We start from the raw sequence: 23256 nt of genomic DNA on the forward strand, positions 1-23256 counted from the left end.
CGCCTTTCTTTCTTGCTTGCAGCGATTACTGCGTATTGAGGGTGTCGTTCGAAGTGAACGGCCAGATGTTCAGCAGCGGCTTGCTCAGCGACTCGCGGCTGGCCACGGCTTCCTCGGGCGTGAGGATCCAGATTTCGCGCAGCAGGCCGGCGGCATCGCGTGTGTAGTTCACCAGGTACTTCTGGCCAATGATCGCGCCCGGCATGACCAGCATGTTCTGCGGGCTGCGGATGCGGGCGCCGGCGCCCAGCCGGTCGGCATGGCCGTCGAGTTCGACGTCGGGCGCATTGGTCACCATGAACTTGCCGCGCAGCGTGCCGATGGGGAAATTGCGGCCGCCGTTCAGCGATTCGTTCTGGGTTTGCGGACGGGGAACTTCGTCCTGTGCGCTGGCCTGCAGCGTGAAAAGTCCGGCGGTTGCGGCAAGGGCGCAAAGCGCGATGAAAGTGAGGGCATTCGTGGTTTTCTTGCAGCGGTTCATGGGGTATATCCAGAGGCTGTGGAGCGGCGATTTTAACGAGGGGGTGGAACCCTTCGTGCCGGCCACAGCAGGTTGAGCGCGGGCTTTTCGGTTGACCTGCTTTACATTTCTTTACGGGCCCCATCAACACCGTGCGCCGGCCACTGATCCAATAGCCGGTGTTAGCCCAAAGTGCACAAGAACCCATGAAGAAAAATGCCGCCATCGCCCTTGCGGGTGTGTTGATCGTAGCCGTCGCCGGCGGGTGGTGGAGCATGTCCGGTGACAAGGCCGGGGCAAAGAATGCAAAGACGGCGGCGACCGCCGGCGCCGGCGCACCCGCCCTCGTGACCCTCGCCACCGCCGAAAAGCAGGACGTGCCGGTCACGGTGCAGGTCAACGGCAGCGTGGTGTCCCTCAACAGCGTCGACCTGCGTCCGCAGGTCACCAATACCGTCAGCGCCGTGCATGTGAAGGAAGGCCAGTTCGTCAAGGCGGGCCAGCTGCTCTTCTCGCTGGACGACCGCAACGACCAGGCCAACCTCGCCCGGGCCCGCGCCCAGCAGCAGAAGGACGAGGCCACCCTCGCCGACCTCGACCGCCAGTACCGGCGCAGCCAGGACCTGCTGGCACAGAACTTCATTTCCAAGAGCGCGGCCGACGCCACGCTCTCGCAGCTCGAGGCGCAGCGCGCCGCCGTGGCGGCCGACCGTGCCGCGGTGCAGTCGGCGCAGGTGGCGCTGGGCTATGCCACGCTGCGCGCGCCCATTGCGGGCCGCATCGGCGCCGTCAACATCTATCCGGGCACGCTGGTGCAGCCGACGCTGTCGCTGGTCACCGTCACGCAGCTCGACCCGATCGCGGTCAGCTTCCCGGTGCCCGAAGGCAACCTGCAGGACCTGCTGGAAGCCGCGCGCAACCGGGCGCCGGTCGAAGCCCTCGTCACCGGGCGCAAGACGCCGCTCATCGGCACGCTCGATTTCGTCGACAACACGGTCGATCCGCAGATCGGCACCGTGCGCGCCAAGGCCGTGTTCGCCAATGCCGACCAGGGCCTCTGGCCGGGCCAGTTCGTCGGCACGCGCATCACGGTGCGCACGCTCAACGGCGCCACGGTGGTGCCGGCTGCGGCGCTGATGATGCTGTCCGACGGCACCTCGCTCTATGTGGTCGATGCGGCCAAGACCGCCACTCGCCGCAAGGTGAAGACGCTGCACACCTTCGGCACCAAGGTGGCGGTGAGCGGCATCGAGCCGGGCGAGCAGGTGGTGATCGAGGGCAGCCAGAACGTGCGCCCGGGCGGCAAGGTCCGCGTCGATGCCAAGGCGCCCGCCGCACCCGGCACCGCGCCCAACGGCACCACGGGCGTCACGCCCGGCAGCGCCGCCTCGTCGGACATCAAGCCCGTACGGGAACGCGCATGAACATTTCGGAGCTCTGCATCCGTCGTCCCGCGATGACGGTGCTGCTGTCTGCCGCGGTGGTGGTCATCGGCATCTTTGCGTACTTCAGCATTCCGGTGGCGGCGCTGCCCAGCTACAACACGCCGGTCATCAACGTCAACGCGCAGCTGCCGGGCGCGAGTCCGGACACCATGGCGAGTTCGGTCGCGCTGCCGCTCGAAAAGCAGTTCTCCACCATTCCGGGCCTGCAGACCATCAGCTCGGTCAACACGCAGGGCGTGACCTCGCTCACGCTCGAGTTCGTGAGCAGCCGCGACATCGACGCCGCCGCCGTCGACGTGCAGGCCGCGCTCCTGCGCGCCCAGCGCCAGCTGCCGCAGGAGCTGACGCAGCTCCCCTCGTACCGCAAGGTGAACCCGGCCGATGCGCCGGTGCTGTTCATCGCGCTGATCTCGCCGTCGATGAACCCGGCCGAGCTCAACGACTATGCCGAGAACCTGATCTCGCCCACGCTCTCGACCATCGACGGCGTGGCGCAGGTGGGCGTGTACGGCCGCAAGGCCTTTGCGGTGCGCATCAAGGCCAATGCCGACCTGCTCAACGCGCGCAACATCACGCTCGACGAACTCGCCAAGGCGGTGAATTCGGCCAACGCCAACACGCCCGTCGGCACGCTCGACGGCCCGCGCCAGACGCTCACCATCCAGGCCAACCGCCAGCTCGTGAAGGCGGCCGATTTCGCCAAGCTCATCGTCGGCCAGCGCAATGGCGCGCCGGTGCGGCTGGACGAAGTGGCGACCATCGAGGACAGCTTCGAATCGGTGAAGACCGCCAGCAGCTTCAACGGCCAGGACTCCATCTCGCTCGCGGTGCAGCGCCAGCCCAATGCCAACACCGTGCAGGTGGTGGACGCGGTGCGCGCGCTCATCCCGCGCTTCAAGGCGGAGCTGCCACAGTCGGTCGAGATCCAGATGGTGAACGACCGCTCGCTCTCCATCCGCGAGGCGGTGCACGACGTGCAGCTCACGCTGCTGGGCACCATCGCGCTGGTGGTACTGGTGATCTTTCTCTTCCTGCACCGGCTGGTGGCCACGCTGATTCCGGCGGCGACCATTCCGATCTCGCTGATCGGCGCGGTCGCGCTGCTCTACGCCTTCGGCTACAGCCTGGACAACGTCTCGCTGCTGGGCATCACGCTGGCCGTGGGGCTGGTGGTGGACGACGCGATCGTGGTGCTCGAGAACATCATGCGCTACGTCGAGAAGGGCATGGAGCCCTTCGCCGCGGCACTGCGCGGCGCGCGCGAGGTGGGCTTCACCATCGTGTCGATCTCGATCTCGCTGGTGGCGGTGTTCATCCCGATCTTCTTCATGCCGGGCGTCATCGGCCTCCTGTTCCACGAGTTCGCGGTGGTGGTGGCGCTGGCGGTGCTGGTGTCGGCCATCGTGTCGCTCACGCTGGTGCCGATGCTGGCGAGCCGGCTGCTCAAGCAGGTGCCGCGCAAGGAAGGCGCGCTCGACCACGAGGAAGAGCACCCCGAGCCGGGCACCGCCATCGGCCGTGCCTTCGAACGCGGCTACCGCTGGGTGCACAGCAACTACATGCGCACGCTCGACTGGACGCTCGCGCACCGGTGGGTGATGCTCACGGCCGCGGGCCTGACCTTCGTCGTCACGGCCTGGCTCTTCATCACCATTCCGAAGGGTTTCTTCCCCGAGGAAGACATCGGCCAGATCCAGATCACGACCGAGGCGGCCGAAGACATTTCCTTCACCGCCATGAAAGTGCTGCAGGACCGTGTGGCCGCGACGCTCAAGGACGACCCCAGCGTCGATTACGTGAGCTCCTTCGTCGGCGTGGGCGGCCCGACCGCCACGCAGAACTCGGGGCGCCTGTTCGCCGTGCTCAAGCCGCGCAGCGAGCGCCCGCAGATGGCCAAGGTGCTCGAATCATTGCGCCAGCGCTTCCGCGAGATCCCGGGCATTGCCGTCTACATGCAGCCGGTGCAGAACCTGCGCCTGGGCGGGCGCCAGAGCAAGGCGCGCTTCCAGTACACGCTGCAGAGCGTGAACGCCGGCGAGATGGTGCCCTGGTCCACGAAGCTCATGGAGCGCATGCGTGCCGACGCGGCCTTCCGCGACGTCACCAGCGATTCGCAGAACCGTGGCCTGCAGGCCACGCTGGAGATCGACCGCGACAAGGCCGGCGTGCTCGGCGTGGCGGTCGGCGACCTGCGCACCGCGCTCTACAACGCGTACGGCGACCGGCAGATCGGCAGCATCTACGCCGCGAGCAACACCTACCAGGTGATCCTCTCGGCCGCCGACAGCGACCGGCAGTTCGAAGACGACGTCTCGCGCCTGTCGGTGCGCAGCACCTCGGGCAAGCTGGTGCCGCTGTCGGCCTTCTCGAGCATCAAGCGCACCGTGGGACCGACCTCGGTCAACCACCAGGGGCAGTTGCAGGCGGTGACGGTGTCGTTCAACCTCGCGCCCGACGTGCCGCTGGGCAACGCGACCGCGAAGATCGACCAGTTCAAGAGCGAGCTGAACATGCCGCAGTCGATCATCACCACCTACGGCGGCGATGCGGCGGTGTTCCAGAGCTCGCAGTCGAGCCAGGCGGTGCTGCTGGTGCTGGCGGTGCTGGTCATCTACGTGCTGCTGGGCGTGCTGTACGAGAGCTACATCCATCCGCTGACCATTCTGGCGGGGCTGCCCTCGGCGGCGGTGGGCGCGCTGCTGTCGCTCAAGATCTTCGGCTTCGACCTCACGCTGATCGCGACCATCGGCATCCTGCTCTTGATCGGCATCGTGAAGAAGAACGCGATCATGATGATTGACTTCGCCCTCGATGCGCAGCGCACCGAAGGCATGAAGCCGGTCGATGCGATCCGCGAAGCCTGCCGGCTGCGCTTCCGCCCCATCCTCATGACCACGCTGGCCGCGTTGATGGGCGCGCTGCCGCTCGCATTGGGCCTGGGCGCCGGCGCCGAACTGCGCCAGCCGCTGGGCGTGGCGGTGGTGGGCGGGCTGATCTTCTCGCAGGTGATCACGCTCTACATCACACCCGCGATCTACCTGGCGCTCGACCGCTACAGCGGCACCGGGCCGATGGTGGAACTGCCGGGCGAGGCGAAGAAGGCTGACACGGGCGTGGCCGGAGACACGGCGGCGCATGCCTGAACTGCAAGGCAGCCGTCGGAGAGTCAGCTGTTTTTGTACTGCAAACGACGCAACGCAGAAGCGTCATGAATGATGACCTGCCTGGGCCGTGTCTCGATGACCCCGTCCCTCGACAGCTGGTTCAGCGTTCTCGTCACCGTGACCCGGCTCAATGCGGTCATGGCGGCAATTTTCTCGTGCGTGAGATCGACCTGGAAATTCCCCGGTTCCTGTGTCGCCGAAAAATCGCCGCTCGATTGCAATCGCGCCATACGCAGCAGCAGATCGACCACCCGCTCTCTGGGGGCCGCTGACGCAACGCCCGCAAGCTTTTCAACAATCATCTGATTCTTGAAGCCGAGGAGTTGAATGAGCGAGGCCGCAAGCTCGGGCATGGTGGCGAATTTCCGGGTGATATCCGCCGGCAGATAGCGGCTGAGGATCGCAGGCTCCGCCACTCGCGTGGTGGTCGGGCGGGGCCGGTCGGCAAATGCCGGGCCTTCGCCAAAGATGGCACCCGGCCCGAATATCTCGAGCAGAAATTCGGCGCCATTGCTTCGCTGGATGGTCGAGTGAACAAATCCGGATCGAAGCAGATAGAAATAGCTGTGCCGCTCCCCTTGGCGGGCCAGCACGTCCCCGGTTGCCAACTTGACCACGCTGCCCAGGTCGGTGGCTGCCATCCATGGGGTCGAGAGGGCCAGGGAGGCGTCCCAGCTGGCATAGGCCGAGGGTTCGGAATTTATTCTTTTCATTCCTGTGCTTGGCAAGGTCACCGGGCGCAGCCCTTTGCGGGACAGCGCACTAGGAGGTCGTCTCGTCGAGCGCGTTACCGGCAGCCAGGTGCGCGGTGTCGCTCCAGCCCACCAGGCTGAACCCGCCGGACGTCCACAGCATGCGGTTGATGGCGGCATTGCCCAGTTGCCAGGTGCGCGGCGCCTGCAGCGCCTGGCGGGTGGCCGCGCGGTAGAGCACATCCATCACGCCGCCGTGCGCGACCAGCACCACGAGCTCGCCCGGGTGGCGCGCCGCCAGTTCCGCGGCCACACCCGTCACGCGGTCGCGGAAGGTCAGCAGGCTTTCGCCGCCTTCGGGTTCGAACTCGGGATCGCGCCAGCGCCAGCGCCTGGCCTGCTCCGGCAGCCTGGCCTCGATCTCGGCAAAGCTCATGCCCTCGAAATGACCGAAGGCCCGCTCGCGCAAGCGCGGCTCGGATTGCACGGTCAGGCCGTGCGGTTTGGCGATGGCCTCGGCGGTCTGCCAGGCGCGCGAGAGGTCGCTCGCGTAGATCGCACCAATGTCTTCGTCGGCCAGTGCCTGGCCCGCCCGCTGCGCCTGCCAGAGGCCGGTGGCGTTGAGCCCGATGTCGATGTGGCCCTGGATGCGGGTGTCGAGGTTCCAGGCGGTCTCGCCGTGGCGAACGGCGATCAGTCGGGTGGCTTCTTGCATCCGGCCGATTCTAGAAGTGCACTACTTTCGGGCCGGGGCCAGGTCGATGTTCACCCGCCGCTCGCCCTGCGGCGGATTCGGGAAGCCCTGCAGCGCAGCCTGGAACATCACCGCAAGGATCGCCGCGCTCGCGTTGTAGGGGCCGTCGTTGCGGGCCCGGGTCTCGTAGACCACGCGGTTCGAGCCTGCCTCGCGCAGCACGATGCTCACTTCGCGTTCGTACCAGGGGTTGGCCGCCGGTGGAAAGTAGGCCGGGCCGCCGTACCAGCCGCCACCGTAGAAGCGGCGGCCATAGCCGTATCCGCCGCCGTAGCCATGGCCCCAGGGGCCGTCGAAAAGCCACGGGTCGGCCCAGGGGGAGAGCCCGGCGGTCACGCGGGCGCCGATCTGCGCGCTGTATTCCGGCTTGGCGTCGTCGCGGCGCAGGCCTACTTTGTCGAGCGCGGCGGCGGCCATTGCCTCGAGTGCGTCCTGCCGGGCGGTGTCGGCCTGCTGCGAGGGCAGGCGGTCGAAGCGGTAGGTGGCGCCGGGCGGCACGGTGCCGATCGATGAAAAACTCTTCACATCGCTGTCGACCACCCAGGAGGTGGCGCAGCCGCTGAGGGCGGCTACTGCTGCTACTAAAAGAAGAGCGGGGAACGCGCGTTTCATAAAGGGTCTCCGGGCAGCGATGCCCAAAATTCCCCTGGGTGCCTGATCAGCCCTGGACGATGCGAAGGGCGGCGGGTGCCTGGGAGAGCAAATCGAAGGAGGGCGTGTCGAAGGCCTTGTCGCCATCGTCGTCGGCCACGCCCGTCGCCTTCAGACCCTTGAAGTCGTGCCGCGTTCCGTCCAGCAGGTGCGAAGGCACCACGTTCTGCAGCGCGGTGAACATGTTCTCCACGCGGCCGGGATGCTTTTTGTCCCACTCGCGCAGCATCTCGCCGACTTGCTTGCGCTGCAGGTTTTCCTGGCTGCCGCAGAGGGTGCACGGAATGATCGGGAACTCGCGGTGCTGTGCCCAGCGCACCAGGTCTTTCTCGGCCACATAGGCGAGCGGGCGGATCACGATGTGCTTGCCGTCGTCGCTCACCAGCTTGGGCGGCATGCTCTTCAACTTGCCGGCGAAGAACATGTTGAGGAAGAAGGTCTGCAGCATGTCGTCGCGGTGGTGGCCCAGCGCGACCTTGGTGGCGCCCAGTTCGTCCGCCACGCGGTACAGGATGCCGCGGCGCAGGCGGCTGCAGAGGCCGCAGGTCGTCTTGCCCTCGGGAATCACGCGCTTGACGATGCTGTAGGTGTCCTGGTTCTCGATGTGGAAGGCCACGCCGAGCTCGCTCAGGTACTTGGGCAGCACCTCTTCGGGAAAGCCGGGCTGTTTCTGGTCGAGGTTGACCGCGACGATGTCGAAGTGAATGGGCGCGCGTGCCTTCAGCTTGAGCAGGATGTCCAGCATCGCGTAGCTGTCCTTCCCGCCCGAGACGCACACCATGACCTTGTCGCCCTCTTCGATCATGTTGTAGTCGACGATCGCGCGGCCGACCTCGCGGCACAGGCGCTTCTCGAGCTTGTGCGTCTCGCGTTCTATCTTCAGCGAGTTCGTGGGCGAGGCGACGGTCGTGGCGTCGGCAGGCGCCTCGTCGATCCAGACGGCATTCATTGGTGGGCTACTTCAGGCAAATCGGGGGAAAGGACCCCGATTTTGCCTTGGATCACCATTCCCCGGCTTCCATGCGGATCGCCACTTCGCAGTCGTCGAAGATTTCGAGCTTGGCGATCTTCACCCGCACGCCCAGCACGCCAGGCAGTTGCAGCAGGCGGTGCACCACCTTGCCGATCAGGCTCTCCAGCAGGTTGACGTGTTCGGCGGTGCACTCGTCGATGATGATCAGTCGCACCTTCCCGTAGTCGAGCACGTGGAAGATGTCGTCGTCCTGCGGCAGCAGCGGCTGCTGGCCCATGCTGAGTTCGGCATCGACCTGGATCGGCTGCGGCGCCACCTTCTCGTGGTCGAGGATGCCGAGGTTGGCGTTGAAGCGCAGGCCCAGCAGGGTGAGGGTCTGGCGGCCATGGGTGTGGGAGGAAGACATGGTGGTGCTCACATGAGCGAGAAATCGCGCTCGAATTTCATCAGGTGCTGGCCGCCGTCCACCAGCAGCGTGGTGCCGGTGATCGAGCCGTTCTCCAGCGCGAATTTCACGGTGGCGACAACGTCGGCCGGCGTGGACGAGCGGCCCAGCGGCGACAGCTTGTGCAACTGCGCGAACTTGTCGTCGTCCAGCATGTGGCTGGGCAAGGTGAGGCCCGGCGCGACACCCACCACGCGCACCCGCGGCGCAAGGGCCAGCGCGAGCATCGGCGTGGCGGCTTCCAGCGCGGCCTTGGAGAGCGTGTAGCTCAGGAAATCGGGGTTCGGATTCCAGAGCTTCTGGTCGAGCAGGTGCACGACGGCGCCCTGTGCATCGCGCCGAGCGAGGTGGTCGTGCAGCGCCTGCGCCAGCAGGATGGCCGCACCCGTGTTGCTGCGTGCATGGCGTTCCATGAGCGCATAGCTGAAGCTGGCGGCATCGTCATGCTCGAAGAGCGCGGCGCTGTGCACCACCGCATCGACGCTGCGAAAGCGCGCCGCCACACGCGGCAGCAGAGCGCGCGTGACTTGCTCGTCTTCGAGATCGGCCTCGAACAGCGCGGAATCACCCGAGAGCGCGGCGCAATCGGCCACTGTCTTTTCGGCATCGGCGCGCGAGTTGCGGTAGTGCACCGCCACCTGCCAGCCGCCCGCGGCGAGCGCCAGCGCGATCTCGCGGCCCAGGCGTCGGCCTGCGCCCGTGACCAGGACGGTGCGGCGGGTGGAGTCAGGGGAGGCGGTGCTCATGCGAGGACGGAGGGAGAATGGCAGGGTGACGACAAAGACCCCGAACAGTTTACCCACCGCCCTCGACCACCTGATCGCCCGCGCCGTCGAACGCGCCGGCGGCTGGATCGGCTTCGACCGCTTCATGGCGCTCGCCCTGTATGCCCCCGGCCTGGGCTATTACGCCAACACCTCAGCCAAGTTCGGCCACATGCCCTCTTCGGGCAGCGACTTCGTGACCGCGCCCGAACTCACCCCGATGTTCGGCCAGACGCTCGCGGCGCAGGTGGCCGAGGCGCTGGAGAAGACCGGCACCGACACGGTATGGGAGTTCGGCGCCGGCTCCGGCGCGCTCGCGGTGCAGTTGCTGCACGCGCTCGACGAAATGGGGCGCAGCGATGTGCGCTACCGCATCGTCGATCTCTCCGGCACCCTGCGCGAGCGGCAGCAGCAGGCGCTGGTCCGGTATGCGGACCGGGTCGAGTGGCTGAACGAATTGCCCGAAAAGATGCAGGGCGTGGTGGTCGGCAACGAGGTGCTCGATGCGATGCCCGTGCAGTTGCTCGCTCGCGTGAAAGGCCAGTGGTTCGAGCGCGGCGTGGTGCGCAACGCCGGCAACGACGGCTGGACCTGGGCGGACCGCGCGACCGAGTTGCGGCCGCCGGTCGATGTGCCGGGCGAGCATGACTACCTCACCGAGATCCATCCGCAGGCGCGGGCCTTCGTTGCCACGCTGGCGGATCGGCTGGAGAGGGGCGCGGCCTTCCTCATCGACTACGGATTTCCCGAGGGCGAGTACTACCACCCGCAGCGGCACATGGGCACGGTGATGTGCCATCGCGCGCACCAGGCCGATGGCGATCCGCTGGCCGACGTGGGCTACAAGGACATCACGGCGCATGTCGATTTCACCGGGATCGCGCTGGCTGGGCAGGACGCGGGGCTTGAGGTGCTGGGCTACACCAGCCAGGCGCGGTTTCTGCTGAATTGCGGGTTGGTGTCATTGATGGAAAAAGGCTCTGTGGCTGAGCGGGCGATGGCGGCCCGGCTGATTCATGAGCATGAGATGGGGGAGCTGTTCAAGGTGATCGGGTTTGCGGTTGGCTCGGCTTGGGATGCGATAGGGTTTGCTGAAGGTGATCGCAGCCATACGCTCTGAATCCTGCTGCTTCGTTCGCTTTCCGAGGCCGGGACTCGCCCCGGCGGGCGACCTACTTTTCTTTGCTTCGCCAAAGAAAAGTAGGCAAAAGAAAGGCGACCCCACTGTCTGCGACCCCTTCGCGTTGCTACGGGGCAACCTGCGGTGCTCGCGTTTCGCGGGGTCTCGCCGAACTCGCTGCGCTCAGACAGCGGCGAGCCCTGATCCGCGAAACGCTGCGCTCCTCGGCGCAGCCAGAGGGGTGGAGACCACACGGGCCTTTGCTTCGCTTGGCGCCGGACTTGCTCCTTCCCCCTCTGGGGGAAGGCTGGGATGGGGGCAGGCAGAGCGCTCGATAGCTACGCCGCTGACCCTCACCCCAGCCCTCTCCCCAAGGGGAGAGGGAGCCAATCCAAGCCGAGCGAAGCAAAGGCCCGTGAACTTGCCGAGCGCAGCGATGGCGTGCCCCAACGCCCTTCTGTATGCGCCGAGGAGCGGAGCGTTTCGCGGATCAGGGCTCGCCCTTGTTTGAGCGCAGCGAGTTTGGGCGAGACCCCGCGAAACGTGAGCACCGCAGGTTGCCCGCAGCGAAGCGGAGGGACGCAGACAGCAGGGTCGCCTTTTCTTTGCTTACGTTCTTTTGGCGAAGCAAAAGAAAGTAAGTCGGCCGCCGGGCCGAGACCCGGCCCCCGCCCTCAAAAAATCCGGGTTTAAAAAAGCAGGGTCATAAGCTAGCAACAAAGAGTTCGTTGGAGAACGCCCCACCGCCCCCTACATTCGCAGCATGACTGCCGTTCTTCCCCCCGAGGCCGCCGCGCAGCACTTCGAAGTGCGCCCCTTCGTCGCCCCGGTCGGCGCCGAAATCCTCGGCCTCGACATCTCGAAGCCGATCAACGCCGAAGACTTCGCCCGCATCCACCGCGCGCACTTCGACCACCACGTCGTGGTATTTCGCAACCAGCAGATCACCCCCGCCGAGCACATCGAATTCAGCCGCCGCTTCGGCCCGCTGGAAATCCATGTGCTGCACCAGTTCCAGCTCAAGAACCACCCCGAGATCCTGATCGTCTCCAACATCAAGGAGAACGGCGAGCCCATCGGGCTGGGCGATGCGGGCGTCTACTGGCACTCGGACATCTCGTACAAGCCCAAGCCCAGCCTCGGGTCGCTGCTGCATGCGCAAGAGCTGCCAGACGAAGGCGGCGACACGCTCTTCGCCGACCAGCACCTTGCATGGGAGTCGCTGCCGGCCGATCTGCAGCAGCGCATCCTGCCGTTGAAAGCAGAGCACAGCTACCTTGCCAAGTACGAAGAGCTGCGCGCCAAGAATCCGTGGCGCCCCAAGCTCTCGCAGGCGCAGATCGACCAGGTCGCGCCCGCCGTGCAGCCCGTGGTGCGCAGGCATCCGGAGACGGGCCGCAAGGCGCTCTTCGTCAGCGAACACTTCACGACGCGCATCGTCGGCCTGCCGCAGGATGAAAGCGATGCGCTGCTGGCCGAGCTGTTTGCGCACAGCGTGAAGCCCGAGTTCGTGTACCGCCACACCTGGGCGCCGCACGACCTGGTTTTCTGGGACAACCGCTCGCTGATGCACCTGGCCGCTGGCACGCCCGATCACCTGCGCCGCCGCCTCAATCGCACCACCATCGTCGGCGACACGCCTTTCTGATCCTTCTTTTTCCGGACCGCTCTTTCATGAACCGCTTCACACGCAAGGCCGCTGCATTCGTTACCGGCCTCGGTCTCCTCGCCGGCAGTCTTGCCGCGCATGCCGAGGGCCAGATCCGCATCGCCGAGCAGTTCGGCATCGTCTACCTGCTGCTCAACGTCGCGCAGGAGCAGAAGCTCATCGAGAAGCACGCGAAGGCCGCGGGCGTCGATGCCAAGGTCGAGTGGATCAAGCTCTCGGGCGGCTCGGCGGTGAACGACGCGCTGCTCTCCGGCAACATCGAGATCGCGGGTGCCGGCGTGGGCCCGCTGCTCACGCTGTGGGACCGCACCAAGGGCAAGCAGAACGTCAAGGGCGTGGCGTCGCTGGGCAACTTCCCGTACTACCTGGTGAGCAACAACCCGAACGTGAAGACGATCGCCGACTTCACCGAGAAGGACCGCATCGCGCTGCCCGCCGTGGGCGTGTCGGTGCAGTCGCGCGTGCTGCAGTTCGCCTCGGCCAAGCTGTGGGGCGACAAGGAATTCAACCGGCTCGACAAGATCAGCGTGGCCTTGCCGCACCCCGACGCGGCAGCGGCCATCATCAAGGGCGGCACCGAGATCACGGGCCACTTCGGCAATCCGCCGTTCCAGGAACAGGAACTCGCAGGCAATCCGAATGCGCACATCGTGCTCAATTCGTACCAGGTGCTCGGCGGTCCCGCTTCGGCCACGGTGCTCTACGCCACCGAGAAATTCCGCAACGAGAACCCCAAGACCTACAAGGCCTTCGTCGATGCGCTCGATGAAGCCGCCAAGTTCGTCACGGCCAATCCCGAGAAGGCGGCCGACATCTACCTGAAGGTGAGCAACGCGAAGCTCGACCGCGACCTGCTGCTCAAGATCATCAAGAACCCCGAAGTGCAGTTCAAGACCACGCCGCAGAACACGTACCCGCTGGCGGAATTCATGCACCGGGTGGGGGCGATCAAGAACAAGCCGGCGTCGGTGAAGGACTATTTCTTCGACGATGCGCAGAACAGTTCGGGGAATTGAGTGAGCAACGCGGCCGTGCTGCCCTCCGGGGCTGACTCCCTCTCCCATCGGGAGAGGGCGGGGGTGAGGGGGGAGCCTTTGGCATCGCCACCGGCCCTCACCCCAACCCTCTCCCGCGAGCGGGAGAGGGGGCAAGACCTCGCGCCGCTGCTCCAGGTCGACAGCGTCAGCCTCGAATACCGCACCCCCGAGCGCGTCGTCCGGGCCACGCACCGCGTGAGCTTCGACGTCCATGCCGCCGATCGCTTCGTGCTGCTGGGCCCCTCGGGCTGCGGCAAGTCCACGCTGCTGAAGGCCGTGGGCGGCTTCATTGCGCCGGTCGAAGGCGAGATCCGCCTGGACGGCCAGCGCGTGACGCAGCCCGGCCCCGACCGGATCGTCGTGTTCCAGGAGTTCGACCAGCTGCCGCCGTGGAAGACGGTGAAGCAGAACGTCATGTTTCCACTGCTCGCATCGCGCACGCTCGGCAAGAAGGAAGCCGCCGAGCGCGCACTGCACTACCTCGACAAGGTGGGCCTCGCCAAGTTCGCCGACGTGCATCCGCACCAGCTCTCCGGCGGCATGAAGCAGCGCGTGGCGATTGCGCGTGCGCTCGCGATGCAGCCGCGCGTGCTGCTGATGGACGAGCCCTTCGCCGCGCTCGACGCGCTCACGCGTCGCAAGATGCAGCAGGAGCTGCTCGAGCTGTGGGACGAGGTGCGTTTCACGCTGCTGTTCGTCACGCACTCGATCGAAGAGGCGCTGGTGGTGGGCAATCGCGTGGCGCTGCTGTCGCCGCATCCGGGGCGCATGCGCGCCGAGGTCAACAGCCACGGCTTCTCGCTTGCGAGCCTGGGCGGGGCGGAGTTCCAAGGCACGGCGCAGCGTATTCACGACATGCTGTTCGAAGAAGAGCAAGCGCATGCGGAGGCCGACGCATGAGCGCCATCGTCCCGCCGATCCGCCCCGAATACGAACGCACGCTCGAGCCCTTCACCGAAGTCCCGCTCGAACGCACGTTGCCGCTGCCCGCCCGCATCTGGGCCCAGGCCGGCGTGCGCAAGGGCCTGATCCTCGTTGTCATCGCCGTGCTCTGGGAGCTCGCGGCGCGCTGGCAGAACAACGACCTGCTGCTGCCGACTTTCACCGCCACCGCTTCGGCCCTGTTCGAGGGGCTGGCCAGCGGCGAGCTGATCGAGAAGGTGCGCATCTCGCTGGCCGTGCTGCTGCAGGGCTATCTGGCCGGCGTGCTGCTGGCCTTCGGGCTCACCACGCTCGCGGTGTCCACGCAGATCGGCCGCGACCTGCTGGACACGCTCACCTCCATGTTCAACCCGCTGCCCGCCATCGCGCTGCTGCCGCTCGCCTTGCTGTGGTTCGGCCTTGGGCGCGGCAGCCTGGTGTTCGTGCTGATCCATTCGGTGCTGTGGCCGCTGGCGCTCAACACCTATGCAGGCTTCCAGGGTGTGCCCGAGACCTTGCGCATGGCGGGGCGCAACTACGGGCTCAAGGGCCTGCGCTACGTGCTGCAGATCCTGGTGCCGGCCGCGCTGCCGTCGATTCTTTCGGGCCTGAAGATCGGCTGGGCGTTTGCGTGGCGCACGCTGATCGCAGCCGAGCTGGTGTTCGGTGCCTCGTCGGGCAAGGGCGGGCTCGGCTGGTACATCTTCCAGAACCGCAACGAGCTCTACACCGACCGCGTGTTCGCGGGTCTGGCGATGGTGGTGCTGATCGGCCTGCTGGTGGAAAGCCTGGGCTTCAAGACACTGGAGCGCCTGACGGTGCGGCGCTGGGGCCAGCAGCGCTGATGAAGCTGCGCCCGCTCAGCCGCTCGACTTCTTCGCCAGCTGCCGCAGCGCGCGCAGCTCGCTGTTCAGGAACTCGTTGGCGTCCCGCACTGCGCCGTCGTTGAGCTTGACCTTGTAGGCCTGCCCGGTCATCTCCGAGCGCGAGGCGCAGCGTTCGATGAAGTCCTCGGCCGTGGCCAGTTCCTTTTTGAAATAGTCGTACTTGGCCTGCATGTGCTTGGCGGCATCGGCGGCGTTGTACTCGTTGCCGTTGCGCAGGAACACCATCGCATTCATCTTCGACACGCGCTGGATCAGCGTGTCGATCAGCTTTTCTTCGGCAGCCGAAGGGGTGGCCTGGGCCAGCAGGGCAGAGGCACCGAGCAGCAGGGCGAGCAGCGCGGTGCGCAGGAGTTTGAAAGAGGCCATTTGTCCTATCGCTGGCAATTTTCGCGCCATGTTAGTACGCCGCCCCAGAGATGTCGAAACACGAAAGCGCGTCTTCGCCCCGATGGGGGCGTTGCAAATCCTCGCGATACCTACGGGTATCGCTGCGGTTTGCGCCTTGCCCTCGGCGCGAATCCATCGCTTTCGTCATGTTTCGAAATCTCCGGGGCGGCGTACCAAGGCGGCAGCCCTTGTCGTGTCAAACCGACGCCGGCTCGGGTCTAATCGCAGTTTTGGCTCGCGTTCACTCTTCCATGAGCTCTCCCACTCCCGAACTGCCGACCATTGCAGAGGCGCTGGCCGATGCGGCCGCCGCGCAGTCGATGCACTACTTCCGCACGCCGCTGGACATCATCACCAAGGCCGACGAGAGCCCCGTCACGCTGGCCGACCGCGCGGCCGAGACGGCGATGCGCAAGATCCTCGGCCAGCGCGTGCCGGCCGATGGCATCTACGGCGAGGAGCACGGCCCCGAGCGGCTCGATGCCGAACGCATTTGGGTGCTGGACCCCATCGACGGCACGCGCAGCTTCATCACTGGCTCCCCGCTCTGGGGCACGCTGATCGGCGTGATGCAAGGAGCGCGCGTGGTGCTCGGCATGATCGACATGCCGGTGCTGAAAGAGCGCTGGATCGGCATCAACAGCAAGGACGGCGGCCAGGGCGCCACGCGCGATGGCCAGCCGGTGCGCGTGAGCAACTGCACCGAAGTGGCCAAGGCCCGCATCGTCACCACCTCGCCCGACATCTTTGCGCCCGCCGACTGGCAAGCGTTCGACCGGCTCAGCCGCCAGTGCGCGATGCGCCGCTTCGGCGGGGACTGCTACGGTTACGCGCAACTGGCCGGCGGCACCATCGACCTCGTGGTGGAAACCGGCCTGCAGCCCTACGACTACCTCGGCCCCGCCGGCCTGATCGAGGCTGCGGGCGGTGTCATCACCGACTGGCGGGGCCAGCCGCTGGGCCTGAAGTCCGACGGCCGGGTGATTGCCGCCGCAACGCCCGAGCTTCACCGACAAGCCATGGCCGTCCTCGCGGCCTAGACTGTCCCCATGTTCCGCTGGCTGATCGTCGTCGTCCTTGCACTGGTGCTCATGAGCGGGTTGACCGCGTGGCTGCGCCGCTTCGGCTTCGGACGGTTGCCCGGCGATTTCGAGTTTCGCGCCTTCGGCCGCGACTGGCAGCTGCCGATTGGAAGCACCATGGTGCTCAGCATGATCGCGGCGCTGGTGGCGCGCCTTTTGTAGAGAAAAGAAAAACCGCAATGAGAGCCTGCGTTGACATCGGCGGCACCAAGGTGGCCGTGAGCCTTTCCGCTTCGAGCGATGCGCCGTTGGTCGGCCGCCGCAGCGAGCCGACCGCCAAGACCGGCGACAACGACGCCGTGGCGGTGCAGATCCTTCGGATGATCGACGAGGTCTGTGCCGAGCAAGGCATCGACCCCGCGACGATCGAACGCGTGGGCGTGTCGTCGACCGGCCCCTTCGAGCTGCACGACGGCATGGTCGAGCTCGCGACGCCCAATATCTGCGGCGGCATCGCCGGTCCGGCGCGGGGCCTGCCCAACCAGTGGATGACCGCGATCATCGAAGCCCCGTTGGCCAGGCGCTTCGGGCAGGTGCGTGTCGAGAACGACGCGGTGGCCGGCCTGGAGGCCGAACGCCACTGGGGCGCGCTCAAGGGATTCGATCACTGCGCCTATGCCACCTGGAGCACCGGCGTGGGCGTCGGTCTCTGCGTCGACGGTCGCGCGCTGCGCGGCAAGAACGGCAATGCAGGCCACGCAGGGCACAGCTTCGTGGTCGACGATGCCAGCGGCGCGCTCTGCGGCTGCGGCAACCTGGGCGACGTCGAGGCGCTGGTCGCCGGCAACTCGATCTCGCGCCGCTTCGGCCAACCCGCCCCCGACCTGTTTTCGGCCGCCTCGGCCGGCGAGCCGCATTCGCTGGAAATCGTGGATGCGCTGTGCCGGGTGATGGGCCGCATGCTCTACAACATGATCATCACGCTGGACCTGCAGCGCATCAGCCTCGGCGGCAGCGTGTTCTGGCACCACCGCGATTTCCTGCTGCCCCGGCTGCAGGCGCAGATCGACGGCAAGCTGATGCCGCTCACCCGCGGCGTGCTGCTGGTGCCCGCGGGGCTCGGCGAGAAGGTCGGCGACTACGCGGCACTGGCGCTTCTGGACTGAGCGACCGCGCCGCGATCACCCTCGGCGAACCATGCCGCTCCCTCTGTCTCCCCGCCGCAAGTCGTTCGCCTGGCTGCTGTTGGTGGTGGGCGGCTTCCTGGGGGCGCATCGCTTCTATCTGGGGAGCTATCTGGGCGGAGCGGCTCAATTGCTGTTGCTCCTCGTCGGCGTCGGCAACCTGCCGGGCTCGCGGTTCGCGCTCGGCCTGCTGGGCCCCTGGCTGCTGCTGGACATCTACTGGGTGCACCTGCGCCTGAAGCGGCAGGACGAAAGCAGCGCCGCGCGCCGCCCCACCGCCAAGGCCTACGACCTCGAAGCGCTCAACCATGCCGACGAACTGCGCGAGCGCTTCGCCGTCGCCGCCGAGACGCACGACTGGGCGAAGGCCGTGGCGCTGGGCGAGCAGATCGTCGCGAGCGCGCGCAAGGTCTTCAAGGGGCCGCACCGGAACCTCGCGATGTCGCTGTGCATGCACGGGCAGGCCTGCTACCAGTTCAAGGCCCTCGACGAGGCCAAGGCCAGCCTGGAGGAAAGCCTGGCCATCGGCCGCCGGATCGGCATGCCGGCGGAAGACATGGAGATCGTGCGCAAGGCACTGGCCATGACCCTGGCCGGCATCGGCGATGAACGCAGCGCCCGCCAGCTTCGCGCGGGCCTGCCCGCCGGTGGTGGCGCCGGGAACGACACCGTCCTGCTGGACCTGCTCGAAGACCGGGAGAAACACTACAAGGCCGCCTTCGAGCGGCGCGACCTGGCGCTCGCCGAGAAGCTCTGCGCCGAGGCCGTGGAAACCAGCCGCCAGCTGTGCGGCGGGGCCGGCAAGGCGGTCGTGTTCCACCTCATCAGCCATGCGGAGATCTGCCGGCAATTGCAGTGGCACGACAAGGCCGCGTCCCTGCTGGACGAGTGCCTGGCCATCATCGACCAGCTGGGCCTGGACGATGGCTGGCGGCTCGGCCCGACCAACACGCTGGCGCTGCTGCACGCCGATGCCGGCCGCTCCGACGAGGCGGAGGTCCTCTACAAGAAGACCATCGCGATGGCCGTGGCGCTGAGCAAGGGCGCCTCGACCGACGACGTGGTGCGCGCCTTCAACAACCTGGCGTTTCTCTACACGAACACCGACCAGGACCAGAAGGCCGAGCTCTGCTACGCACGGGCCATGGTGCACCTGGACAAGCTCCCGCCCGGCGAGGGCGACGCCGACCTGCATTCCGACCTGCTGATCAATTTCGCCCAGCTCCACATGTCGCTCAACGAGGCCGAGCATGCCAAGCCCCTGTTCGAACGCGCGCTGGCGATCCAGGAGCGCAGCTGCCGGGGCATTTCCACCAGCGCGGCCACCGCCCACAACGACCTGGGCCTGATCGCGCAGGAAGAGGGCGACCTGCGCGAGGCGCTGAAGCACTTCAAGCGCACGCTGTTGCTCAACCAGATCTGTGCGCCCGACCACTTCGGCAATCTCGCGAACGCGCAACGCAACATCGACAACGTGAGCCTCGCGCTGGCGGCGGTCGCCCGAGCCGCGCGCCTGGAGCCGAGCACGTGAGCATCGGCGCGGCGTTCTACGCCTTCGACCGCTACCGGCTGCGCGGGCTGGTCATCGATCCGTCCAGCGTGTCGGGTTTCCTCCATTCCCCCGAGGACCAGGGCGGACCGCACGCCAGCCAGACGGTCGAGCAGGCCTGGGACGTGGTGCGCGCGCTGCTGCCCGAGGCGGTGGACGGCGAAGAGCTCGATGGCACCGACGGCCTGGGCTGCATCTACCTCACTGCCAGCCATGTCGAGCGCGCGGCGGCCCGGCTGGCGCGGCGCAGCGTGCCGGAAGCGATGGCGCGGTTCACCGGCGAACCGGCGCAGTTCGCCGAGCTCTATTGGGCGAAGGTGTGGCAGAACGGCGCCGAGGACCTCGCGGATTTCATGGAAGGCGTGAAGCGCTTCTTCGCCGCGGCGGCCGAGCGCCGCGATGCGGTCGTTTTCTACATCGTCTAGCCGGCCGGCGCGCGCGGTGTCTTGCGCGTGGCCGACACGATCTCGCCCAGCCGCTGCAGCCCCGCATCCACCGCCTTCGAATACGGCCAGCCGCAGTTGATGCGCAGGTAGTTGTCGAAGCGCCCCGAGTTGGAGAACTGCGCGCCCGGCGACACCAGCATCTGCTCGCGCAGCGCCGCCTCGAACACGGTGACCGAGGAGCGCTGCTCGGGCAGCTCGACCCACAGCTGCAGGCCGCCGCGCGGCAGGTTCAGCCGCGTGCCCGGCGGAAAGTATTTCGCGATGGCGTCCGCCGTCTGGTCGCGCTGCACGTGCAGCCGGTCGCGCAGGCGCCGCAGGTGGCGGTCGTAAGCGCCGCTCGCAATGAACTCGCCCGCGGCGATCTGCGCCAGCGCCTCGTTGTTGCGCGTCTGCGCGTACTTGAGCATTTCCACCTGCGCATGCCAGCGCCCGGCGGTGATCCAGCCCAAGCGCAGGCCCGGCGCCAGCACCTTGTGCAGCGAGGCGCAATAGATCACGTTGCCCGTGCGGTCCCACGACTTGGCCGCGCGCAGCGGCACCTCGGCCTCCACCAGGTCGCTGTAGGTGTCGTCTTCGACGAGCGCAATGCCGTGGCTCTCGCACAGCTGCACGAGGCGCTGCTTGTGGGCATCGGGCATCACGCTGCCGATGGGGTTCTGCAGATGCGGCACCACCACCACGGCCTTGATGTCGTCGTAGGTGTGGATGGCCAGGTCCAGCGCCTCGATCGAGATGCCGGTCTGCGGACTGGTGGGAATTTCCAGCGCGCGCATGCCCAGGCTCTCGAGCACCTGCAGCAGGCCGTAGAAAGTGGGCGATTCCACGGCCACGGTGTCGCCGGGCTTGGCGACGGCGCGCAGCGCGAGGTTCAGCGCCTCGATGCAGCCGTTGGTGACCAGCACCTCGTCGGGCGACACCGTCATGCCGATGCGCAGGTTGCGTTGCGCCACGGCTTCGCGGAACTGTTCATGGCCCTTCTGGGACGAGGCGGTGGTCAAGAGCTCGGGCCGCTGGCGCAGCGCGCGCGTCATCGAATTGCGCAGCGCCTCGGCCGGGTAGAGCTCGGGGGCCGCGCGTGCGATGGCGAAGTTGAGCTTCACGCCCGCATGCCGACCGCGCGCCATGAAGGTGGCCATGCGGGTGCGCATGTTGACGAACTGCGCGGGGTCCGGCGGCACGTCGGCCACCGGTTCTTCCATCGGCGCGATGGCCAGGCGCTGCGGCCGGCGCACGAAGTAGCCCGAGCGGTCGCGCGCCTCGACCCAGCCGTCGCTCTCCATCGCGCGGCACAGCTGCAGCGCGGTCGAGAGGCTGATCTCGTGCAGGCGCATGAGGGTGCGCAGCGATGGCAGCTTGTCGCCCTGCTTGAGCGAGCCGGTGTGGATCGCGTCCACGTAGTGCGCTGCGAGTTGCCGGTAGAGCGGTAGCGAGTCCATGGCGTCGATGCTCCCCCAAACGGACATCCAAAAACAGATGCAGTTGAACGGGAAAACGACCATAACAGATGGGCTGCCGGATGGCTGTTCCGGTGCGAATGGCCGTTGGCTGTGCCTGTTTTTTGAGCGCCCGAATTTCTACGATCTGGACTCGCCGAATCGCTTTTCACTCACCTTCGAGGCCCGCCATGATCACCACCCTGTCCCAAGCACCCGACTCCATCGTCCTGGAGCCGGGCCAGTCCCTGCGCACCTGCGTCGATGCGGGCACCTGGCTGCAGGTGGCCGAAGGGCGCGTGCGGGTCGTGTCGCCGCCGGGCTGGTTCGGCGGCACGGTGTTCATGAGCGAGACGGTGCTCGACGAAGGCGATGTGCATCGCATCGAGCACGGCGGGTGGATCGAGGTGGCGGCGTTGACGCCTGTGCACCTGCGGGTTCATGTACCGGCGGTGTCGCTCGCGCCGGCTTCGGCTTGTTCGGAGGCTCGGCCTGTGATGCGCTTCGTGCGGCTGCTCACTGGCTGGTAGCGGGGGTATTCAGGGCGTGTGCGCAGGCCACCGGGTACTCCCCTCCGCGAATGTCCTCCGGCCTGCGGCCTCCCCCTTGATTTCGCTGCGGGGAGCACCCGATGCCCTGCGCACTTGGACGCGATGTTGGTGTGCGGCCGATCAACCAGTGCTCTGAAAACGAGCGCGTCGATGGGGTGCCTTGCGCAGCGAAATCAAGGAGGAGGCCGCAGGCCGGGGGACATTCGCGGAGCAAGGTACCCCGTCGGCGCGATCGCCGCCCCGAACAGCAGCCTCAGCGTTCGCTGGCCGCCTCGCGCAATGCGTCGAGGAAGGTGCGTCGCCACCAGTGAATGTCCTGCTCGCGGATGCGCGACAGCAATTTCTGGTGTCGTTCGCGCCGCTCTTCCAGCGGCATCTGCAGCGCCTGCTGCACCGTCTCCGCCGTGCCGTGGGTGTCGTACGGATTGACCAGCAGCGCTTCCTTCAACTGCTCCGCTGCACCGGCAAAGCGCGACAGCACCAGCACGCCCGGATCGGCCGGGTCCTGCGCCGCGATGTATTCCTTCGCGACGAGGTTCATGCCGTCGCGCAACGGTGTGACCAGTCCGACCGCGGCTGCGCGGCACAGCCCCGGCACCCGCTTGCGCGCCACCATGCGGTGGATGTAGCGCACCGGCATCCAGTCGAGCTCGCCGTAGTCGCCGTTGATCGCGCCGCACAGCGATTCGAGTTCGCGCCGGATGTCGCCGTACGCATCGACCGTCTCGCGCGTGGGCGAGGCGATCTGGATCAGCGTGGCGCTGCGCCGGTTTTCGGGGTAGTTGGCGAGCAGTTCGCGGAATGCGCGCACCCGCTGCGGAATGCCCTTGGAGTAATCGAGCCGGTCGATGCCCAGCAGGAGGCGCCGGCTCGAGTATTCGCGCTTCATGGTCTCGTACATGTCGCGCGATTCCTTGGCGTGCGTGAGCGCCACGAACTCGTCCACGTCGATGCCGATCGGAAAGGCGCTGCATCGCACCGTCTGCCCATAGGCGCGGTACATGTCGTTGCCCAGGTACTCGCCGTGCGCCTCGTTGCGCACGTAGTGCTCGAAGTGCTGCACGTCCTGCTGGGCCTGGAAGCCGATCAGGTCATAGGAGAACAGCGAGCGCATCAGCCACTCGTGCTGCGGAATGGCCGCCACGATGATCTGCGGCGGCAGCGGAATGTGCAGGAAGAAGCCGATGCGCTGCTTGCATCCCATGGCGCGCAGCTCGGCGGCGAGCGGCATCAGGTGGTAGTCGTGGATCCAGATGATGTCGTCGTCCTTCAGCATCGGCAGCAGCTTGCGCGCGAACAGCTGGTTCACGCGCCGGTAGCCGCCGATGAAGCCGGCCTCGAAGTGGGCCAGGTCCAGGCGGTTGTGGAACACCGGCCAGAGCACGTCGTTGCTGTAGCCCAGGTAGTAGGCGTCGTGGTCCTCGCGGCTCAGGTCGATGGTGGCCAGCGTGACCTTGCCGGCCTGGTGCTTGTGCAGCTCGCCTTCGCCGGTGGGGCCGTCTTCCACGATCTGGCCGCTCCAGCCGAACCAGAGGCCGCCGCTTTGCTGGAGGCTTTCGCCGAGTGCGACGGCCAGGCCGCCGGCGGCGGGCTTGCGTGGGTCTGCCACGCGGTTGGAAACGACGACGAGGCGACTCATGGAGCCTCCCTGCGGCCGCCGCCGGGCCGCCCCAAGGCGGGCCGCGCCTCCCCCTCGGGGGGT

General features: G+C 66.9%; 23 protein-coding genes. 13 read left to right on the top strand and 10 right to left on the bottom strand.

Annotated elements, in window-relative coordinates; genetic code table 11:
• Nucleotides 1–25: 25 nt before the first annotated feature.
• Nucleotides 26–481, bottom strand: coding sequence for a hypothetical protein (locus M2282_RS14500; RefSeq protein WP_280809472.1), 456 nt, complete (start codon nt 479–481; stop codon nt 26–28).
• 254 nt (nt 482–735) lie between these two features.
• Between M2282_RS14500 and M2282_RS14505 the strand changes: the two genes are divergently transcribed.
• Together M2282_RS14505 and M2282_RS14510 are read left to right on the top strand one after the other, a co-directional pair.
• Complete coding sequence (locus M2282_RS14505; protein WP_348541738.1) at nt 736–1884, top strand: efflux RND transporter periplasmic adaptor subunit; 1149 nt, start codon at nt 736–738, stop codon at nt 1882–1884.
• Nucleotides 1881–5048: an efflux RND transporter permease subunit gene (locus tag M2282_RS14510; protein ID WP_280809474.1), complete on the top strand. Its 3168-nt coding sequence runs from the start codon at nt 1881–1883 to the stop codon at nt 5046–5048. Before M2282_RS14505 ends, M2282_RS14510 begins: the two co-directional genes overlap by 4 nt.
• A 23-nt stretch (nt 5049–5071) precedes the next feature.
• On the opposite strand, the gene M2282_RS14515 is transcribed toward M2282_RS14510, so the two are convergent.
• The 6 genes from M2282_RS14515 to M2282_RS14540 all read right to left on the bottom strand — a co-directional run bounded on the left by M2282_RS14515 (nt 5072) and on the right by M2282_RS14540 (nt 9330).
• Nucleotides 5072–5710, bottom strand: a complete 639-nt coding sequence (locus M2282_RS14515; protein WP_280809475.1) for a Crp/Fnr family transcriptional regulator — start codon at nt 5708–5710, stop codon at nt 5072–5074.
• Between the two features lie 121 nt (nt 5711–5831).
• Nucleotides 5832–6476, bottom strand: a complete 645-nt coding sequence (locus M2282_RS14520; protein WP_280809476.1) for a histidine phosphatase family protein — start codon at nt 6474–6476, stop codon at nt 5832–5834.
• A 21-nt stretch (nt 6477–6497) separates the two neighbouring features.
• The gene (locus M2282_RS14525) at nt 6498–7127 is read right to left on the bottom strand and encodes a DUF4136 domain-containing protein (RefSeq protein ID WP_280809477.1); all 630 of its coding nucleotides are present in this window, start codon (nt 7125–7127) and stop codon (nt 6498–6500) included.
• Between the two features lie 46 nt (nt 7128–7173).
• Complete coding sequence (gene ttcA / locus M2282_RS14530) at nt 7174–8115, bottom strand: tRNA 2-thiocytidine(32) synthetase TtcA (RefSeq protein WP_280809478.1); 942 nt, start codon at nt 8113–8115, stop codon at nt 7174–7176.
• A 52-nt stretch (nt 8116–8167) separates the two neighbouring features.
• On the bottom strand, nt 8168–8545 hold the full coding sequence (locus tag M2282_RS14535) for a dihydroneopterin aldolase (RefSeq protein ID WP_206177330.1): 378 nt from the start codon (nt 8543–8545) through the stop codon (nt 8168–8170).
• A gap of 8 nt (nt 8546–8553) precedes the next feature.
• Nucleotides 8554–9330 (bottom strand): SDR family oxidoreductase, encoded by a 777-nt coding sequence (locus M2282_RS14540; protein WP_280809479.1) that lies wholly within the window; start codon nt 9328–9330, stop codon nt 8554–8556.
• Between M2282_RS14540 and M2282_RS14545 the strand changes: the two genes are divergently transcribed.
• The 5 genes from M2282_RS14545 (at nt 9329) to M2282_RS14565 (ending at nt 14940) form a co-directional block, all read left to right on the top strand.
• Nucleotides 9329–10468, top strand: a complete 1140-nt coding sequence (locus M2282_RS14545) for a class I SAM-dependent methyltransferase (protein WP_280809480.1) — start codon at nt 9329–9331, stop codon at nt 10466–10468. The two genes, M2282_RS14540 and M2282_RS14545, sit on opposite strands and share 2 nt — an antisense overlap.
• Before the next feature lie 763 nt (nt 10469–11231).
• Nucleotides 11232–12116, top strand: coding sequence for a TauD/TfdA dioxygenase family protein (locus M2282_RS14550; protein WP_280809481.1), 885 nt, complete (start codon nt 11232–11234; stop codon nt 12114–12116).
• Nucleotides 12117–12142: 26 nt separating this feature from the next.
• A complete protein-coding gene (locus tag M2282_RS14555) occupies nt 12143–13153 on the top strand; it encodes an ABC transporter substrate-binding protein (RefSeq protein ID WP_280809482.1) in 1011 nt (336 codons plus the stop codon).
• 78 nt (nt 13154–13231) lie between these two features.
• A complete protein-coding gene (locus M2282_RS14560; RefSeq protein WP_432422903.1) occupies nt 13232–14074 on the top strand; it encodes an ABC transporter ATP-binding protein in 843 nt (280 codons plus the stop codon).
• Complete coding sequence (locus tag M2282_RS14565; protein ID WP_280809483.1) at nt 14071–14940, top strand: ABC transporter permease; 870 nt, start codon at nt 14071–14073, stop codon at nt 14938–14940. The genes M2282_RS14560 and M2282_RS14565 overlap by 4 nt, the downstream gene beginning before the upstream one ends.
• A 15-nt stretch (nt 14941–14955) precedes the next feature.
• Here M2282_RS14565 and M2282_RS14570 read toward each other — a convergent pair whose 3' ends face one another.
• Nucleotides 14956–15348: a DUF5329 family protein gene (locus M2282_RS14570; RefSeq protein WP_280809484.1), complete on the bottom strand. Its 393-nt coding sequence runs from the start codon at nt 15346–15348 to the stop codon at nt 14956–14958.
• Between the two features lie 272 nt (nt 15349–15620).
• Between M2282_RS14570 and hisN the strand changes: the two genes are divergently transcribed.
• Genes hisN through M2282_RS14595 form a run of 5 tightly spaced genes read left to right on the top strand, consistent with a single transcriptional unit; the run spans nt 15621 to nt 19549 of the window.
• Entirely contained in the window at nt 15621–16409 is a 789-nt protein-coding gene (gene hisN, locus M2282_RS14575) for a histidinol-phosphatase (RefSeq protein WP_280809485.1), read from the top strand.
• Nucleotides 16410–16418: 9 nt separating this feature from the next.
• Nucleotides 16419–16613: a DUF2905 domain-containing protein gene (locus M2282_RS14580; protein WP_280809486.1), complete on the top strand. Its 195-nt coding sequence runs from the start codon at nt 16419–16421 to the stop codon at nt 16611–16613.
• A 17-nt stretch (nt 16614–16630) separates the two neighbouring features.
• Nucleotides 16631–17557 carry an ROK family protein gene (locus M2282_RS14585; RefSeq protein ID WP_280809487.1) on the top strand — a complete coding sequence of 309 codons (927 nt, stop codon included), beginning with the start codon at nt 16631–16633 and terminating at the stop codon, nt 17555–17557.
• 31 nt (nt 17558–17588) lie between these two features.
• Nucleotides 17589–19106 (top strand): tetratricopeptide repeat protein, encoded by a 1518-nt coding sequence (locus tag M2282_RS14590; protein WP_280809488.1) that lies wholly within the window; start codon nt 17589–17591, stop codon nt 19104–19106.
• Nucleotides 19103–19549, top strand: a complete 447-nt coding sequence (locus M2282_RS14595; RefSeq protein ID WP_280809489.1) for a DUF1877 family protein — start codon at nt 19103–19105, stop codon at nt 19547–19549. Before M2282_RS14590 ends, M2282_RS14595 begins: the two co-directional genes overlap by 4 nt.
• Here the strand turns inward: M2282_RS14595 and M2282_RS14600 are convergent.
• On the bottom strand, nt 19546–21006 hold the full coding sequence (locus M2282_RS14600; protein WP_280809490.1) for a PLP-dependent aminotransferase family protein: 1461 nt from the start codon (nt 21004–21006) through the stop codon (nt 19546–19548). The genes M2282_RS14595 and M2282_RS14600 overlap by 4 nt on opposite strands.
• 188 nt (nt 21007–21194) lie before the next feature.
• Between M2282_RS14600 and M2282_RS14605 the strand changes: the two genes are divergently transcribed.
• Nucleotides 21195–21533 carry a hypothetical protein gene (locus tag M2282_RS14605; protein ID WP_280809491.1) on the top strand — a complete coding sequence of 113 codons (339 nt, stop codon included), beginning with the start codon at nt 21195–21197 and terminating at the stop codon, nt 21531–21533.
• A 274-nt stretch (nt 21534–21807) separates the two neighbouring features.
• Here M2282_RS14605 and otsA read toward each other — a convergent pair whose 3' ends face one another.
• Complete coding sequence (otsA, locus tag M2282_RS14610; protein WP_280809492.1) at nt 21808–23193, bottom strand: alpha,alpha-trehalose-phosphate synthase (UDP-forming); 1386 nt, start codon at nt 23191–23193, stop codon at nt 21808–21810.
• Between the last annotated feature and the right edge of the window lie 63 nt (nt 23194–23256).

Origin of the sequence: Variovorax boronicumulans, assembly GCF_029892485.1 — a bacterium.
Classification (GTDB): Bacteria; Pseudomonadota; Gammaproteobacteria; order Burkholderiales; family Burkholderiaceae_C; genus Variovorax; species Variovorax boronicumulans_B.